Origin of the sequence: Aurantimonas manganoxydans SI85-9A1 (assembly GCF_000153465.1) — a bacterium.
Lineage (GTDB): Bacteria > Pseudomonadota > Alphaproteobacteria > Rhizobiales > Rhizobiaceae > Aurantimonas > Aurantimonas manganoxydans.
Map to the genome: position 1 here is coordinate 2,114,435 of NZ_CH672387.1, position 15,992 is coordinate 2,130,426.

Here is a 15,992-nt window from a genome sequence, read left to right on the forward strand (position 1 = left end):
CTCGCCGGATTCAAGGTCCGGTGGTCGGCGCGCCGCCGAAGCGCCCGGCCGCGCGGTGTAGATAGCAACGAAGCGCCCTGATTTTTAGGGCGTCGCCGATGTCCTGCGAACTCTTGTCGTCACGCCGCGCGGTGCGCCCTCGCCGCCGGTGCGGCGCGCTCCGCCAGGGCGGCATATTCGCGAACGAAACGATCGAGATCGGCCGTCGCGGTGTCATAGCCGAAGCTGATGCGGATGGCACCGTCATCGGCAGAAATCTGAAGGCCTCCCCGGACCATCGCGTCGACCACATGGCTGCGACCCACCTTGCCCGACGAACAGGCCGACCCGGCCGACACGGCGAGCCCGGCAAGATCGAGACCGATCTGGGCGGTTTCGGCGCGCAGGCCCGGCGCCGCGATCGCCACCGTGTTGGGCAGGCGCGGCGCATGGCCGCCGAGAAGGGTTGCCTGCGGCACCTGCGCCAGAAGCGCGTTTTCCAGGTGCCGGCGCAATGCCATCAGATCGTCGGGCGCACGTTCGAGCCGTTCCCGCGCGATACAGGCCGCCGCGCCGAGGCTGGCGATCGCCGGTACCGCCTCTGTTCCAGCACGGCGCCCCTTCTCCTGCCCGCCGCCGCGCACGAGCGCGAAGGGCCGCGTCGCGGGATCGCGAAACATCATGGCACCGACGCCCTTGGCCGCACCGAATTTGTGGCCGGAGACGAAGGCCGCATCGGCGCCGGTCGCTGCAAAGTCGAACCCGATTCGGCCGATCATCTGGACGGCATCGAGGACAAGCCGGACCGGGCGATCGGCGATCGCCGCCCTGATCCGATCCAAGGGCTGCAGGACGCCGGTCTCGGAATTGGCCAGCGTCAGCGCCAGAAGGCCGGTCATGCCGTCTTCGAGGGTCTCGGCCCATGCGGCCAGGGCGACGCAATCCACGATGCCGTCAGCATCGACCGGCAGGCGCGTCACGTCGGCGGGGGCGAAGGCACCGCCGTCGCGCACGCAAGGGTGATCGGTATCAATGACGGCGAGACGCGAAAACCGCGTCTCCTGCGCGTCCACGAGCCAGCGCGGCGACAGGCAGGTGGTGGCCGCCTCACTGGCGCCACTTGTGAAGGCGATCTGTTCGGCATCGCCGCCGACCAGCCGCGCCAGTTCGTCACGCGCGCTTTCCACCAGCTTCCTGGCGCCGCGGCCTTCACTGTGAACGGACGAAGCGTTGGCGGCATCGAGCGAGTCGATCAGCGCGGCGCGCGCTTCGGCCAGAAGCGGCGCACTCGCATTGTGATCCAGATAGAGACGCTCGTCTCTGCTCATTGCCTCTCGCAACGGTTCGGTCCGGGGCGCGATGCGCAAAAATCTTGAATTTTCGACGACGCCCGGACTACAAGACGCCTGATAGACGCCCGTAGTTTTGAATCATTCTAAACTGGACCCTACGAGGCCACTTCGGCTTCGTCAAGTCAGGCCAGCCGAGCCATCCCGCTCGCCGAGGAACATTATTATGCCCGAAGTGATCTTCAATGGCCCTGCCGGCCGCCTGGAGGGCCGTTATCAGGCCGCCAAGGAGAAGAACGCCCCGATCGCCATCGTCCTGCATCCGCATCCGCGCTTCGGCGGCACGATGAACAACCAGATCGTCTACAAGCTCTTCTACATGTTCGTGGAGCGCGGCTTCACCACCCTGCGCTTCAATTTCCGCGGCATCGGCCGCAGCCAGGGCGAGTTCGACCACGGTTCGGGCGAATTGTCGGACGCGGCCTCGGCGCTCGACTGGGTGCAGAGCCTGCATCCCGATTCCAAGCAGTGCTGGGTCGCCGGCTATTCCTTCGGCGCCTGGATCGGCATGCAGCTCCTGATGCGCCGGCCCGAGATCGAAGGCTTCTTCTCGATCTCGCCGCAGCCGAATTCCTACGACTTCTCCTTCCTCGCCCCCTGCCCCTCCTCGGGCCTGATCATCCATGGCGACAAGGACCGGGTGGCACCGCCGAAGGACGTCCAGACCCTCGTGGACAAGCTGAAGACCCAGAAGGGCATCGTCATCACCCAGAAGACGATGGAAGGGGCCAACCACTTCTACAGCGAGCACACCGACGAGCTTCTCGGCGAATGCTCCGAATATCTCGACCGGCGTCTGGCCGGCGAACTCAGCGACCCGCGGCCGAAGCGTCTGCGCTAGAGCGGTTCATGTTTTGACGGAAGCGTATCCGGCATTGGCGAAGTAGTTTGCGCATTCGCCGGGCTGGATGGTTTCGACGAGGGCGCCGAGATGGCGCCAGGTATCCTCGATGCTGCGCTTCTCGGCCCTGCGCATCCATTGCTTGATCTTGGCGAAAGCCTGCTCGATGGGATTGAGGTCGGGCGAGTAGGCCGGCAGGTAGCGCAGGCTGGCACCGGCCGACCGGATCAACTGCCGGATGGCAGCCGATTTGTGACTGCCGAGATTGTCCATGACGACGATGTCGCCGGGCTTGAGGACCGGCAGCAGGACCTGCTCGACATAGGCCCGGAAGCAGATGCCGTTGACCGGTCCGTCGAAGACGCAAGGGGCGGCAAGGCGGTCGCAGCGCAGGGCCCCGACAAAGGTCAGAGTTCGCCAGTGGCCATGTGGCGCAAAACCACGCAGGCGCTTGCCCTTCGGGCTCCAGCCGCGCAACGGCGCCATGTTGGTCTTGATCCAGGTCTCATCGATGAAGACCAGCCGCTGTGGATCGATCCGGGCCTGCCCCGATCGCCAGCGCCGCCGTCTGCGGGCGACGTCGACGCGTGCCTGCTCCAGGGCGTGAAGAGTTTTTTTTGAACCGCAGCCCCTCGCGGCGCAGGAACAGCCAGACGGCATGATGCGAGACCTTGATCCCGCGCGCGCCCAGTTCGTCCTTCAGCCCGTGCAGCGTCAGATGCGGGATCGCGTTGATCCGCTCGATGATGAAGTCGCGGTGCGCATCGAGCACCCGCTTGCGGTGCCCACCCATCTTGCGCGGCGCCACCGAGCCGGTCTGGCGGTAGCGCTGCGACCACTTCACCGCCGAGGAAACCGCCACCCCGAACCGACTGGCGGCTGACCGGCAACTCTCGCCAGCCAGAACCGCTCCCACAACGCGCTCACGCAAATCATTGGAAAGAGGTCGGGTCATCGATGCTGGCCTCCTACTCCAGCCAGCATCTTGAATCACACATCACGCCCCAACGGAATCCGCACGGATTCCATCAGTCGATGAACCGCTCTAGGCCTCGACACCCGGCACCGAGACGCCTGTCAGCGATCGGTGCCGGGTTCGGCGTCTCCGGCATCATCCGGCAGCGACAGGACGCCGCCGGTGACCGCTTCGCGGCAGCCGGTGGTCGTCGGCCAAGTCAGCGGCCGGCGATCGAGCGACCGGATGGCAAGATAGCCCCAGGCCTCCGCCTCCATGGCATCGCCGTCGAAGCCGGCTTCCTCCGCCGAGACGACTGCCGCATCGGGTCCGGCACCGGCTCTCAGATCGGCCATGATCGCCGGGTGGTGGCGCCCGCCGCCGCAGATGATCCAGAGCTTCGGTTTGGCCGGAAAATGCTCGGCCGACTTCAGGATGGCCGTGGCGCTGACGAAGCACAGGGTCCGCGCCACATCCTCCAGCGTGCCGCTGCCGGGCGTCGGAACCGGAAAGTCAAAACGGTCCAGCGATTTCGGCGCAGGCTTGGCGAAGAAGTCCGACGTCAGATAGCGCTCGGCCATGCCCTCCAGTAGACCGCCTTCGCTGGCGATGGCGCCGTTCTGGTCGTAGGGGATGCCCGCCTCGCGCTGCAGCCACTGGTCGAGCAGCGCATTGCCCGGTCCCGAGTCGAAGGCGACCGGATCGGTTTCGCCATCAAGCCAGGTGACGTTCGAGATGCCGCCGATATTGACGAAGACGACCGGATAGGTCCGGCGGTCCGCCGGCAGGCTGCCAGCCAGCGCCGCGTGATAGGCGGGCACGAGCGGAGCGCCCTGTCCGCCCGCCACCATGTCGGCCGCGCGCATGTCGTGGACCACCGGCAGGCCCAGTTGCCGGGCGAGGAGATCGCCCCGGCCGATCTGGACCGTCAGCGCCTCGGCCGGTCGGTGCAGCACCGTCTGACCGTGAAAGCCGACGACATCGACCGAGGCCTTGTCGATGCCGCACTCCTTGAGGAAGCGCGTGACCGCTTCGCCGTGTCGCCGGGTGAGCGCGACTTCCAGCGCCGCCAGATCACCGGGACGCGCGTCGCGCTGCCGGATCGTCTTGGCGCTCTCCAGCGCCGCGGCGAGCTGGTCGCGGAATGCCGCCTCATAGGCGTAGACCCGCGCCGGTCCGCGTTCGACGACGGTCTCGCCATCCGTATCGACCAGTGCCACGTCTATGCCGTCGAGCGACGTGCCGCTCATCAGACCGATGGCGCGGCGCAGCTTCGGTTGGCGCAATTTCGGCTCCACAACTGGAATTCTGGCGCAGGGCTGATAAACCGCACCCCACATCTTGCGGAGCGCCTGCCGCTCCGGCGAAAGAACAGGATCACCATTCCATGACCCGCTTCAAGTCCGAGTTCCTGGCGACACTCGCCGAACGCGGCTTCATCCACCAGACATCCGACGACAACGGTCTCGACGATTTGTTCCGCAGCGAGACGGTCACCGGCTATATCGGCTTCGATCCGACGGCCGCCAGCCTGCATGTCGGCTCGCTGATGCAAATCATGATGCTGCACTGGATGCAGCAGACCGGTCACCGGCCGATCGCGCTGATGGGCGGCGGCACCGGCATGATCGGCGATCCATCGTTCAAGGACGAGGCGCGCAAGCTCCAGACCGAGGACACGATCGCGTCCAACCTGGCCGGCATCAAGCGGTCGTTCCAGCCCTATATCCGCTTTGGTGACGGGCCGACCGATGCAGTCATGGTCGACAATGCCGAATGGCTGCTTGAGCTGAATTACGTCGCGTTCCTGCGTGATGTCGGTCGGCACTTCTCGGTCAACCGCATGCTGTCCTTCGATTCGGTCAAGCTGCGGCTCGATCGCGAGCAGTCGCTGTCCTTCCTCGAATTCAACTACATGATCCTGCAGGCCTACGACTTCGTCGAGCTCTACAAGCGGACCGGCTGCAAGCTGCAGATGGGCGGCTCCGACCAGTGGGGCAACATCGTCAACGGCATCGATCTCGGTCGGCGCATGGAGGGTGCGGATCTGTACGCCCTCACCTCGCCGCTGCTGACCACCTCGTCGGGCGCCAAGATGGGCAAGACCGCCTCGGGCGCGATCTGGCTCAATGACGACATGCTCAGCGCCTATGATTTCTGGCAGTACTGGCGCAACACCGAGGACGCCGATGTCGGCCGCTTCCTGAAGCTCTACACCACCCTGCCGATGGACGAGATTGCGCGGCTCGAAGCGCTGGGCGGCTCGGAAATCAACGACGCCAAGAAGGTGCTGGCCAACGAGGTCACCGCCATGCTGCACGGCCGCGCCGCTGCCGAAGCCTCCGCCGAGACGGCCCGCAAGACCTTCGAGGAAGGCGCGCTGGCTGACAGCCTGCCGACCATCGAGGTTCCGGCGGCGTCGCTGGCCGAAGGTGTCGGTCTCCTGTCGCTGCTGGTCTCGGCGGGCCTTGCCAGCTCGAACGGCGAAGCGCGCAGGCACATCAAGGGCGGCGCCGTGCGGGTCAACGACGCGCAGGTGACCGACGAGCGGCTGATGGTCGGCACGGACGCCCTCGTCCAGGGCGTCGTCAAGCTGTCGGTCGGGCGCAAGAAGCACGTGCTGGTCCGGCCCGCCGACTGAGCAACCGGACGCGCCCGCGCTACGGGAGCGTCAGTACTCGAAGATGCGCCGGAAGATGCCCGGCGCGATGGCGGAGATCGGATTGACCGACAGGGTCGGGTCGTCGAGCGGCCCGGCCAGTCGGTAGGTAATCCCGATCAGCCCGCCCTCCTGGCCATTGCCGAGAATGCCGCCGAAGAAGGGGATCGCGCCGAACAGGCGGTTCACCCCATAGGCGGGCATGAAGGACCCGTCGATGGCGATGCGCTGGGCGTCGTCGACGATCACCCCCTCGAAGCTCGATCCAAAGATCGGTCCGCGAATGATGCCGTCGCGGGCCACCAGCCGCGACCCGTTCCAGGCGAGCTGGGCCGAGGCCGCGTCGAAATAAGCATCCGAGGTCTGCAGTTCCTGCCCCACGGCGCCGGCAAGACTGGCCTCGCGGTCGCGGGTCGTGCCAACGAGCCGGGCCAATCGCGATTCGTTCACCAGCGTGAAATCCTGCAGCGCCAGCTGGCCGCCATACTGGGCGGGCTGATTGCCCGCCATGGCGAGCCGCGCCTTGCCGCCATACATGTTGGAATAGAGCCCGGTGAAGCGCAGCAGCGCGCCCGCATCGTCGGTGCTCAGTTCGACGCTGCGGCCTTCGCCCCGCTTCTGGATCGCCAGCCGCAGCGGCGAACCGTCCGCCGCCACGGCGGCGATGTCGGCCACCGGCGCGCCCGACGCCTGCTGGCGAAAGGCGATGGTGGCATTGCGCAGTTCCTCACCGCCGAAGCCGATCAGGCGATCCACCGCGATCGACAGGTCGAGCGGCGCCTGGCGGGTTCCGGTATCGGTGGCCGATGCCATGCCGCCGGCGCGCAGCCGGGCAAGGCCCGCCCGCGCATCGAGGCTGCGTCCCGTCAGCGCCACCTTGAAGCCGCCCCCCTCGCGCCGGACGCTGCCGGAGAAATCGTCCGACCGGCTGAACGCCGCCTTGTCGATTGTCACCGACTTCAGACCCCCGCCGTCGGCTTCGGCCCGGCCCTCTGCATGAAACCCTTCGCCTTCGAGCTTGGCGTTGGTCAGGCTGAGCGCGTTGTCGTCTGTCGTCATGTCGAAGGACAGCGAGGCCGGCACGCCGGGCCCCTTGCTCCAGCCCGTCGCCGGCAGCCGCAGGCGCGCGGCCGACAGATCGATCGCGGCGCGATAAGTGTCGCCGGACCTCACCAGGGTCGCCGACAGGGCGCCGTCCACAACGTCGTCCAAGGTCGGCAGGATGGCCTGCAGCTGGCCCTTTTCCAGTTCGGTCGTGATGGTCAGGGACCGCTCGCCGACCGGGTTCGGCTCCAGCGGTTCGGCAAAGGCGATCCGGGCCGGGACGCCGTCGATCGTCGCGTCCACCTCGCCGAAAACCGTGCCGGGCGAGAGGCTGGCCATGCCGGTGATCGCGCCGAGTTGCCGTCCTTCCAGCCGGCGCTTCAGCCCGACATCATCGAGTTCGGCAATCACCGTCCAGTTCTGCAGAACCGATTTCTCGCCCGGCCGACCCAGAAGGAAGCGGGCGTTGACCCCGGCCGTCGCGGCGCCCGAGACCTCGTCGCTCTTCCAGCCGATCTTGTCGAGCGCCTTGACCGGGTCCCGGTCGGCGATCTCCAGAAGCGCCGGGGCCGGTCCGCCGATATTCAGCGAGAGCGACGCGATCACGCCGGCCTCCTCGCGTTCGAACTGGAGCGAGGACGGCAGGATCGTCACCTCGGGAACCGCTGCGACCGTCGCCGAGGCGACCGAGATCACCGTCTTTCCGGCTCTGAAATCCAGACCGCCCGTGACGGCGGAGAGGTCAGGAAGATCGCCGATCGTGGCAAAGGCGGCGCCGTCGATGGCGAGGGCGAGATGCATTTCCTCGGCGCTCGGGCTGATCTCGGGGTCCAGGATCTTCGGCAGCCGTTCGACGGACACGTCGAGCGCGAAATTGCCGCCCTCTACCCTGCCCGCATCGCCGGCATGGTCGATCACCCAGGATCGCGCCTCGGGCGAGATGATGATCGGCCAGAAGGCCTTCACCGTGGCCGCATCGACGTTGTCGAAGGTGAGGTCGGCGCGGATCCGGTCCTCGGACTCCATACCGCTCAATGCAGCGGACCCGGCCAGCCCGCCCACGCCGGAATCCAGCACCAGACGCTCGATGTCGGCCGCGGCATCGGCGGGATCGATCCAGCCGCCCAATGTCAGCTCGGCGGATCGTGGCGCCGCACCAGCGCCCCCGGCGGTCGAGATCAGGCGCGAGCTGGCGAGACTGAATCCGTGATGGCCGGCAGCGTCGGCGACGAGGTTCAACCCACCGCGAAACTCCGCCTCGACCGAAGCGGTCTCGACGCGCCCAGCGGAGACGCGCGCATAGCTTCGCCCTTCGTCGACCGTCAGTTCCAGGACGCCGCTCCGCAGCGCGACGGGCATGCGGCCGACCAGGCGACCCTCGCCGGCGTCCAGCCGCACGCGCAGGTTCCGGCCAGCCTCGGTGGTGGCGAGTTCGGCGGCCAGCGAAGCCGAACCTTCGAAGGCGACGGATCGGTCCGCCGCGTCCTGCGGCGGTTCGCCGAAAGCAAGCGGCAGCGGAGCTGTCTGTAGCGTCAGTCCCGCCAGCCTATCGCCGTCCGGGGCCAAGGCGGCGCGCCCGGCCACCGCGACCTCATGGCCTGCAAGGCGCGCCGTCAGATCGATGGTTGTCTCCCTCGGGCCGACGCGGCTGACCGTCAGGCGGTCGAGCCGCGTGTCGGTATCGCCGCTCAGGCCGGCGACGTCGGCCACCTCCAGCAGGCGCAGGCCGGCATCATCGAGGGCCGTGAAGATGCGATCGGCCGTCCGGAAGATGTCGTCAGGGACGAAGGGCTCGCCATCGCCCTCCCCATCCAGGCTGCCCGGGTCCAGCCGCACCCGCTCCACGGCGAGGGTTTCGAGCGCGAGACTGCCGTAGAGCAGACTGGAGACGCCGATGCCGGCGCGCACCAGCGCCACCGTGCCGACCGTTTCTCCGGTCTCGCGATCGCGCAGGGCGACATCGGAGAAGCCGAGCCCGATCCTGCCGCTCGGGCCGATGCCGATCGTCTGCTGGCCCAGCGCGACGACATAGCCGGGACCCAGGGCGTTCGAGGCGAGTTCCTCGGTCTTGCGCCGCAGCAGGTCCTGGCCGGAATCGGTCCACAGGATGGCGGCGGCAAGCCCGCCGATCAGCAAAGCCGCGCAGATCGCGATGCTGGCCGTGCCGGCCAGGATACGGACGACAATCTTCATCTTCGGCGAAACGCCTCCGGACTGTGACCAGCCTCGTGCGCAGGACGGAATGGACTCTGCGCAGACATGGCGTTTCGGCGCTCCCCTGCCGACGCCGTTTCGAACCGGACGCCGCGCGTTGAACAATACGTCGCGCGGAGCATGCTTTCGCCCGCGCATCTCATCCGGCATCTTCGCCACCAGATCGTCAGCCACAGGCTGATTCGTCCAGTCACCCTCTCCTGGCGCACGATTTCCCCGAAAGGATGGCACGCCATGCCGATTTCAGCCGGTGAACCCTGTCCGACATTCAACCTGCCCGACGATCACGGCGCGGTGGTTGCGTCCGACGATCTCCTCGGCAAACCATACGTCCTCTATTTCTATCCCAAGGACGATACCTCCGGTTGCACGCTTGAAGCTGTCGAGTTCACGCGGCTGAAGAGCGAGTTCGACGCGATCGGCGTTCCTGTCTTCGGTGTCTCGCCGGATCCGGTGAAGAAGCACGGCAAGTTCCGCGACAAGCACGAGCTCACGGTCCGGCTGCTGTCGGACGAGGAGAAGACGCTGCTGTCGGCCTTCGGCATCTGGGTCGAGAAGAGCATGTACGGCCGCAAATATATGGGCGTCGAGCGGACGACGGCGCTGGTGGCGCCCGACGGCACGGTGGCGCGGCTCTGGCCCAAGGTGAAGGTGCCGGGCCACGCAGAGGAAGTTCTGAAGGCCGCGCGCCAGCTGTCTGCTGCGACATGAGCAGCGAACCGCGCGAGGCCGGCGCGCCCGCGACGCTGCGCCAGGCCGCGATCGAGGCGCTCAGGGCTGCCGATCTCGACGAAAAGGTCGAGCGGACCAACCTCGCCTGCCGACTGTGGTTCGGTCGCCGCCTCGGGCTGCACGCCCCGCATGATCCGGCGCTGCCCGACCGGCCGGGCCGCCCGGCCGAGCCGGTCCTCGTCTCGCCGCGCACGGTCAAGCGGCGCTCGGTGCACACCGAAACCGGCCGGATCGCGCTGATCCATGCGCTTGCCCATATCGAACTCAACGCTATCGACCTGGCGCTCGACATCGTGGCGCGCTTTGCCAGCGAACGCGTGCCGCGCTCCTTTTTCGATGGCTGGATGACCGTGGCGCTGGAAGAGGCCAAGCATTTCCGGCTGCTGTCGCGGCGGCTGGAATCGCTCGGCAGCCATTATGGCGCCCTGCCCGCCCATGACGGGCTCTGGCAGGCGGTCGAGGCGACCGCACACGATCTCGGCGCACGGTTGGCGGTGGTGCCGCTGATCCTCGAAGCCCGCGGGCTCGACGTCACGCCGTCCCTGCTGGAGAAGCTGCTGGAGGTCGGCGACGCCGACACCGCCGCGATCCTTGAGATCATCTACCGGGACGAGAAGAAGCACGTGGCGATCGGCGCCAAATGGTTTCGCTTCCTGTGCGCCCGCGAGGGCCGCAATCCGGCACAGCGGTTTCAGGAACTGGTGCGGGCGAGCTTTCGCGGCGACGTGAAGGCGCCCTTCAACGATCGCGCCCGCGCCGAGGCCGGCCTGACGCCCACCTTCTACCGGTCGCTCTCGCCGCTCTCGAGCTGAGGTCGGCGGCCGGTCACGCCGGCGAAAGCGGGCTTGGACGCGCGGCGCGAGCCGCAGGAAGGCGGTCGATCCGCCGCCGATCAAAGGAATGTTAACCTTACCCGAGTGTAATCAGGCGGTCGACGGGACATCGCGTCCCGGTATCCGGGGATGGGTAATGACTGCGGTGAAGCACAGACGAACATTCGGCGATCGACGCGAACCGCATACGGTGATCATCGCGCGCGGCGAACAGGTTCGCTATTTCACCATCGGCCGCAAGGCCCTGATGCTCGGCTCGGCCCTTGCCGCCCTCGTCGCGGTCACCTGCGTCGCGGTCCCCTCCTACTATCTTCTGCAGGACGACCTCACAGTGCGGCATGCCGAGCGCCAGTGGAAGGTGACGCGCGACTACGAACAGCGGATCGCGGCACTGCGGGCGCAGCTCGACACCGCCACGAGCCGGCAGTTCCTGTCCGAGAAGATGGTCGAGACCAAGGTCGAGGTGCTGCTCGACCAGCAGGAGGAGCTGACCGCCCGCTACGACAAGCTGCAGCCGCTCCTCGAACGCGCCAAGGCCACCGGAATCATCACGACGGCGGTCCCGCTGCCGACGCAGAACCCGCGCTCCTCCTCAGCAGAAGACGCGCCTTCGGAGACGGGTCCGGCGCTCGAAGCCCATGGCGATTCGCTGGACGAGGACGAGCCGATGCTCGACACGATCCGCACCAGCGCGATTCCCGGCAATGACTGGCGCACCGCGCCGATGACGGCCGCGGCGACCGCAAAGGTCGGGCCGCGCCGCTTCGACATCTCGGAAGCTGCGATCCGCCAGATCGGACGCTCCATCGACATGGCCGAGCTCCGCCAGATTGGCGACCTGCAGAGCCTCGCCGCCAAGGCCCGTACCCGCACCGTGCGCATTGCGTCGGCGCTGACTGCGATCGGGATCGACCTGCCGCCGGACACCGTCGGTTCGGCCGTCGGCGGCCCCTACGAGCCGGCCCCCGCCGATTTCGATTTCGAGGAATCCTACGCCGAGCTCGATGCGGCGCTCGATGCGCTGAAGAAGCTGCACGACGTCGCCGAGCGGCTGCCTTTGACCGAGCCCATGCCGGCAAGCACCCGCTCGAGCACCTTCGGCATCCGTTCCGACCCGTTCCTCGGCAAGCGCGCCCTGCATGCAGGGATCGACTATGCCCGCCCGAGCGGCTCGGCGGTCTCGGCGGTGGCGCCGGGCAAGGTCGTGCGCGCCGGTCGCGCCGGCGGCTACGGCAATCTGGTCGAGATCGACCACGGCAACGGCATCACCACCCGCTATGGCCACATGTCCCGGATCGACGTGTCGGTCGGCGACGAGGTGGGGCGCAGCACGCGCATCGGGGCGGTCGGCAGCACCGGTCGCAGCACCGGGCCGCATCTCCACTACGAAGTGCGCCGCGACGGCAAGGCCGTCGATCCGATGCGCTTCCTGCGCATTCGCGACCGGATCCGCCTGCCGTCCTGACACCGCCCGACGGTTTGCACCGGACGCGACGCAAAACGGGCCACCGTTTCCGGCAGCCCGCTGAATGTTCGTGCGTCGATGGCGTAGTCAGTCGATGTCGTCGACCGCGGCGTCGCCGCCATGGACCCGGTGCGCCAGCGCCCCCTCCATGAAGGGGTCGAGGCCGCCGTCCAGAACGTCCTGCGGCGAGGTGCTCTCGATGCCGGTCCGCAGATCCTTGACCATCTGGTACGGCTGCAGGACGTAGGACCGGATCTGGTGGCCCCAGCCGATATCCGTCTTCGAGGCCGCCTCGGCATTGGCCGCATTCTCGCGACGTTCGAGCTCGGCTTCGTAGAGCCGGGCACGCAGCATGTTCCAGGCGGTCGCCCGGTTCTTGTGCTGCGAACGCTCGGCCTGACACTGGACCACGATGCCGGTTTCCAGATGCGTGATGCGCACGGCCGAGTCGGTCGTGTTCACGTGCTGGCCGCCGGCGCCGGACGCCCGGTAGGTGTCGATGCGGACATCGGATTCGTTGACGTCGATGTCGATCGAATCGTCAACGACCGGGTAGACCCAGACCGAGGCGAAGGACGTGTGCCGCCGCGCCTGGCTGTCATAGGGCGAGATCCGCACCAGCCGGTGGACGCCGGATTCGGTCTTCATCCAGCCATAGGCATTGTGGCCCTTGATGAGCAGCGTGGCGGACTTGATACCCGCCTCTTCGCCGGAATGCTCTTCCAGGACCTCGACCTTGAACTTGGCGCGCTCGGCCCAGCGCATGTACATACGCTGCAGCATCGCCGCCCAGTCCTGGCTCTCGGTGCCGCCGGCGCCCGAATGAACCTCGACATAGGTGTCGTTGGAATCGGCCTCGCCGGAGAGGAGCGTCTCGATCTGCCGCTTGTCGGCCTCGGACTTGATCTCGCGGATCGCAGCCTCGGCTTCCTTGACGATCTCGGCGTCCTTCTCCTCCTCGCCCATGGCGATGAGTTCGATATTGTCCTGCAGCGACTGGTTCAGGCGGTTCACCGCGCCGATGGCGGTGTCCAGGAACTGGCGTTCGCGCATGAGCTTCTGCGCTTCGGCCGGATCGTCCCAGATGGTCGGATCTTCCGCCTTGTTGTTCAGCAGGTCGAGGCGTTTGAGAGATTTCTCCCAGTCAAAGATGCCTCCTCAGCAGGCTTATGGCCTGCTTGATTTCGTCGACAAGGTTCTCGATCTCGGCGCGCAAGCCGCAATCTCCTAAATCCTGAGGGTATGGTCTCGCACCGGCGACGCAGGCTTCGCCGTCGCGCGGGGCGACGCCGGAGCCGATCGCCGGTCGGGGTGGCTCTATAACGGTCCGTGGCCGGCTTGGCTAGAACAGCCCGCCGCCACCGCCGCCCTGGACGATGGCCTGCTCGGCCTCCTGCGAGACCTGCCCGGAGCCGAAGCCACCGGCCATCTCGTCGGCGCCGATGATGTTGAAGGTGTCGGACGGCCCGGTGCCGGGCTTGAACGCCTCCATGATGACGTCGCCGCCGGAACCGTTGGACCGCATGCCGGTCTTCCGGTTCACCGCGATCAGGTCCATGCCCTCGGGCACCTTGAACTCGACCGGCGGCACGCCTTCCAGCGCATCCTCCATGAAGTCGATGAACACCGGGGCCGCCATGCCGCCGCCGGTGGCGCCACGGCCCATCGGGGTGGGGTTGTCGTAGCCGAGGAACACGCCGGTCACCAGGTCCGGGGTGAAGCCGACGAACCAGACGTCCTTCTCCTCGTTGGTGGTGCCGGTCTTGCCGGCGATCGGAACACCGAGCTTGGCCACACGGGTCGCGGTGCCGCGCTGGACGACGCCCTCCATCATCGAGGTGATCTGGTAGGCGGTCATCGGGTCGAGCACCTGATCGCGCTCGTCGACCAGTTCCGGCTCGCTCTGGCCGTCATAGGCCGGCGCGTCGCAGGTCTGGCAGATGCGCTGGTCGTGCTTGTAGATCGTCTTGCCGTAGCGATCCTGGACCCGGTCGATCAGCGAGGGCTCCAGCGAGCGGCCGCCATTGGCGATGACCGAATAGGCCGACACCATGCGCAGGACCGTGGTCTCGCCGGCGCCCAGGGCCATCGGCAGATATTTGCCGAGATTGTCGTAGATGCCGAAACGCTCGGCATATTCCGCGACGAGGTCCATGCCCATGTCCTTGGCGAGCCGGATCGTCATGAGATTGCGGCTCTTCTCGATGCCGAGGCGCAGGGTCGAGGGACCGGCCGAGCCGCCGCCGTAATTGGACGGCTCCCAGACGCCGCCATTGCCGTCGGGCAGCGAGATCGGCGCATCCATGATCACCGAGGACGGCGTGTAGCCGTTGTCCAGCGCCGCGGCGTAGACGAAGGGCTTGAAGGACGAACCGGGCTGGCGATAGGCTTGGCTGGCGCGGTTGAACTCGGACTGGGCGAAGGAGAAGCCGCCGACCATGGCGACGACACGCCCGGTCTTTGGCTCCATCGCCACCAGTGCGCCCTGCACCTTCGGCGGCTGGCGCAGCCGGTAGCCGCCGCCCTCTTCCTTCTTCTCCACATAGACGACGTCGCCGCGCGACAGCACCTCGGCGGCGGAGCTGACGTTGCCCTTCCGATCCTCGGTGTTCAGGCGCAGCGCCCATTTCATGTCGTCCCTGGCGATGCTCGCCAGTTCGCGCTCGGCGCCACGAGCACCCGACATGTCGCGCGGCGGCTGCAAGCCGATCTCCACGCGGCCCGCTTCGGCGGTCAGGACGACTGCCAGACGCCATTCGGGGACGTCGGCGAGCGGCTCGATCTTGGCCAGCGACTGACCCCAGTCGCTGCCGATCTCGACCCGGGTCACCGGCCCGCGCCAGCCGCGCTCCTCGTCATATTTGATCAGCCCGTGCTGGAGCGCCTTGCGCGCCTCCGCCTGCAGCTTCGGATCGAGGGTCGTGCGGACGGACAGACCGCCTTCGTAGAGCGCGTCGACGCCGTAGCGCTGGATGATCTCACGGCGCACGTCCTCGGTGAAATATTCCGACGACGCCAGATAGGTGCCTGTCGGCCGCGGATTGACGTCGAGCGGCTTTTCCTGCGCCTCGCTGGCGGCCTCGGCGGTGATGAAGCCGTTGGCAGCCATCTGGTCGATGACCCAGTTGCGGCGCTCGATCGCCCGGTCCGGGTCACGGAACGGATTGTAGTTCTCCGGCGCCTTCGGCAGCGCGCCCAGATAGGCGGCTTCCTCGATGGTCAGCTCGTTCACCGACTTGTCGAAATAGGCCAGCGCCGCGGCGGCGACGCCGTAGGAGCCGAGGCCGAGATAGATCTCGTTCAGATAAAGCTCGAGGATCTTGTCCTTGGAATAGGCCTGCTCGATGCGCAGCGACAGGATCGCTTCCTTGATCTTGCGGTCGAAGGTGCGCTCGTTGGTCAAAAGGAAGTTCTTGGCGACCTGCTGGGTGATGGTCGAGGCGCCCTGCATGCGACCGCCCTTGGCCAGCACCATGACGGCGCGCGCCACGCCTTCGATGTCGACGCCCGGATGCTGGTAGAAGTTCTTGTCCTCGGCGGAGAGGAAGGCGTTCTTGACCAGATCCGGCACCGCCTGGATCGGCAGGAACAGGCGACGCTGGCGGGCGTATTCGGCCATCAGCGAGCCGTCGGCGGCGTGCACCCGCGTCGTGACGGGCGGCTCGTAGGCGGCCAGGACCTGATAGTCCGGCAGGTCGCTGCCCATCTTCTCGATGTACCAGGCGAAACCGCCGGCCACCACGAGGAAGAAGACGGCACCGATGGCAAAGAAATAGCCGAGCAGTCTGATCATCGAAACTCCGTCCGCCCTGCGCCGCCGCGCCGGTCCGGTTCATGCTCCCCGCATCGGCTCGCAGGAGCCTTGGCCGGGAATTTGCAACATCCGCCGCGCATGGGCCGCAGCGAACGTCCTTTTAACGT

General features: G+C 67.1%; 11 protein-coding genes. 5 read left to right on the forward strand and 6 right to left on the reverse strand.

All coding sequences use genetic code 11. The features are described from left to right. Nucleotides 1-119: 119 nt before the first annotated feature. Nucleotides 120-1,307: a cysteine desulfurase family protein gene (locus SI859A1_RS09990; RefSeq protein ID WP_009209662.1), complete on the reverse strand. Its 1,188-nt coding sequence runs from the start codon at nt 1,305-1,307 to the stop codon at nt 120-122. Nucleotides 1,308-1,494: 187 nt separating this feature from the next. Between SI859A1_RS09990 and SI859A1_RS09995 the strand changes: the two genes are divergently transcribed. Next, a complete protein-coding gene (locus SI859A1_RS09995; protein WP_024351747.1) occupies nt 1,495-2,169 on the forward strand; it encodes an alpha/beta hydrolase in 675 nt (224 codons plus the stop codon). Nucleotides 2,170-2,175: 6 nt separating this feature from the next. Here the strand turns inward: SI859A1_RS09995 and SI859A1_RS20900 are convergent. Beyond that, nucleotides 2,176-3,124, reverse strand: a protein-coding gene (locus SI859A1_RS20900; protein ID WP_085931393.1) for an IS630 family transposase whose coding sequence is annotated in 2 segments (ribosomal slippage) — nt 2,176-2,787 and nt 2,789-3,124 — 948 coding nt in all. Because the reading frame shifts where the segments join, the coding sequence is not laid out codon by codon here. A gap of 122 nt (nt 3,125-3,246) precedes the next feature. Next, entirely contained in the window at nt 3,247-4,422 is a 1,176-nt protein-coding gene (locus tag SI859A1_RS10010; protein WP_009209666.1) for an anhydro-N-acetylmuramic acid kinase, read from the reverse strand. Nucleotides 4,423-4,511: 89 nt separating this feature from the next. Here SI859A1_RS10010 and tyrS point away from each other — a divergent pair, with 89 nt between their 5' ends. Next, nucleotides 4,512-5,765, forward strand: coding sequence for a tyrosine--tRNA ligase (gene tyrS / locus SI859A1_RS10015; protein ID WP_009209667.1), 1,254 nt, complete (start codon nt 4,512-4,514; stop codon nt 5,763-5,765). A 30-nt stretch (nt 5,766-5,795) separates the two neighbouring features. Here tyrS and SI859A1_RS10020 read toward each other — a convergent pair whose 3' ends face one another. Then, nucleotides 5,796-9,020: a hypothetical protein gene (locus SI859A1_RS10020; RefSeq protein ID WP_009209668.1), complete on the reverse strand. Its 3,225-nt coding sequence runs from the start codon at nt 9,018-9,020 to the stop codon at nt 5,796-5,798. 255 nt (nt 9,021-9,275) lie between these two features. On the opposite strand from SI859A1_RS10020, the gene SI859A1_RS10025 reads away from it, so the two are divergent. The 3 genes from SI859A1_RS10025 (at nt 9,276) to SI859A1_RS10035 (ending at nt 12,071) form a co-directional block, all read left to right on the forward strand. Continuing rightward, nucleotides 9,276-9,752 (forward strand): peroxiredoxin, encoded by a 477-nt coding sequence (locus tag SI859A1_RS10025; protein WP_009209669.1) that lies wholly within the window; start codon nt 9,276-9,278, stop codon nt 9,750-9,752. After that, complete coding sequence (locus tag SI859A1_RS10030; protein WP_009209670.1) at nt 9,749-10,585, forward strand: ferritin-like domain-containing protein; 837 nt, start codon at nt 9,749-9,751, stop codon at nt 10,583-10,585. The genes SI859A1_RS10025 and SI859A1_RS10030 overlap by 4 nt, the downstream gene beginning before the upstream one ends. Before the next feature lie 157 nt (nt 10,586-10,742). Then, nucleotides 10,743-12,071 carry a M23 family metallopeptidase gene (locus SI859A1_RS10035; RefSeq protein WP_040325663.1) on the forward strand — a complete coding sequence of 443 codons (1,329 nt, stop codon included), beginning with the start codon at nt 10,743-10,745 and terminating at the stop codon, nt 12,069-12,071. Nucleotides 12,072-12,158: 87 nt separating this feature from the next. Here SI859A1_RS10035 and prfB read toward each other — a convergent pair. Together prfB and SI859A1_RS10050 are read right to left on the reverse strand one after the other, a co-directional pair. Further along, a protein-coding gene (gene prfB, locus SI859A1_RS10040) for a peptide chain release factor 2 (protein ID WP_148233805.1) occupies nt 12,159-13,287 on the reverse strand; the annotation gives its coding sequence in 2 pieces (ribosomal slippage) (nt 12,159-13,217 and nt 13,219-13,287; 1,128 coding nt in all). Between the two features lie 126 nt (nt 13,288-13,413). Beyond that, a complete protein-coding gene (locus SI859A1_RS10050; RefSeq protein ID WP_009209673.1) occupies nt 13,414-15,864 on the reverse strand; it encodes a penicillin-binding protein 1A in 2,451 nt (816 codons plus the stop codon). Between the last annotated feature and the right edge of the window lie 128 nt (nt 15,865-15,992).

What these genes read in the sequence shown, in the direction of transcription:
- SI859A1_RS10030 (WP_009209670.1), top strand. Translation starts at nt 9,749, where the DNA reads ATGAGCAGCGAACCGCGCGAGGCCGGCGCGCCCGCGACGCTGCGCCAG.
- SI859A1_RS10035 (WP_040325663.1), top strand. Translation starts at nt 10,743, where the DNA reads ATGACTGCGGTGAAGCACAGACGAACATTCGGCGATCGACGCGAACCG.
- SI859A1_RS09990 (WP_009209662.1), bottom strand. Translation starts at nt 1,307, where the DNA reads ATGAGCAGAGACGAGCGTCTCTATCTGGATCACAATGCGAGTGCGCCG.
- SI859A1_RS09995 (WP_024351747.1), top strand. Translation starts at nt 1,495, where the DNA reads ATGCCCGAAGTGATCTTCAATGGCCCTGCCGGCCGCCTGGAGGGCCGT.
- tyrS (WP_009209667.1), top strand. Translation starts at nt 4,512, where the DNA reads ATGACCCGCTTCAAGTCCGAGTTCCTGGCGACACTCGCCGAACGCGGC.
- SI859A1_RS10020 (WP_009209668.1), bottom strand. Translation starts at nt 9,020, where the DNA reads ATGAAGATTGTCGTCCGTATCCTGGCCGGCACGGCCAGCATCGCGATC.
- SI859A1_RS10050 (WP_009209673.1), bottom strand. Translation starts at nt 15,864, where the DNA reads ATGATCAGACTGCTCGGCTATTTCTTTGCCATCGGTGCCGTCTTCTTC.
- SI859A1_RS10025 (WP_009209669.1), top strand. Translation starts at nt 9,276, where the DNA reads ATGCCGATTTCAGCCGGTGAACCCTGTCCGACATTCAACCTGCCCGAC.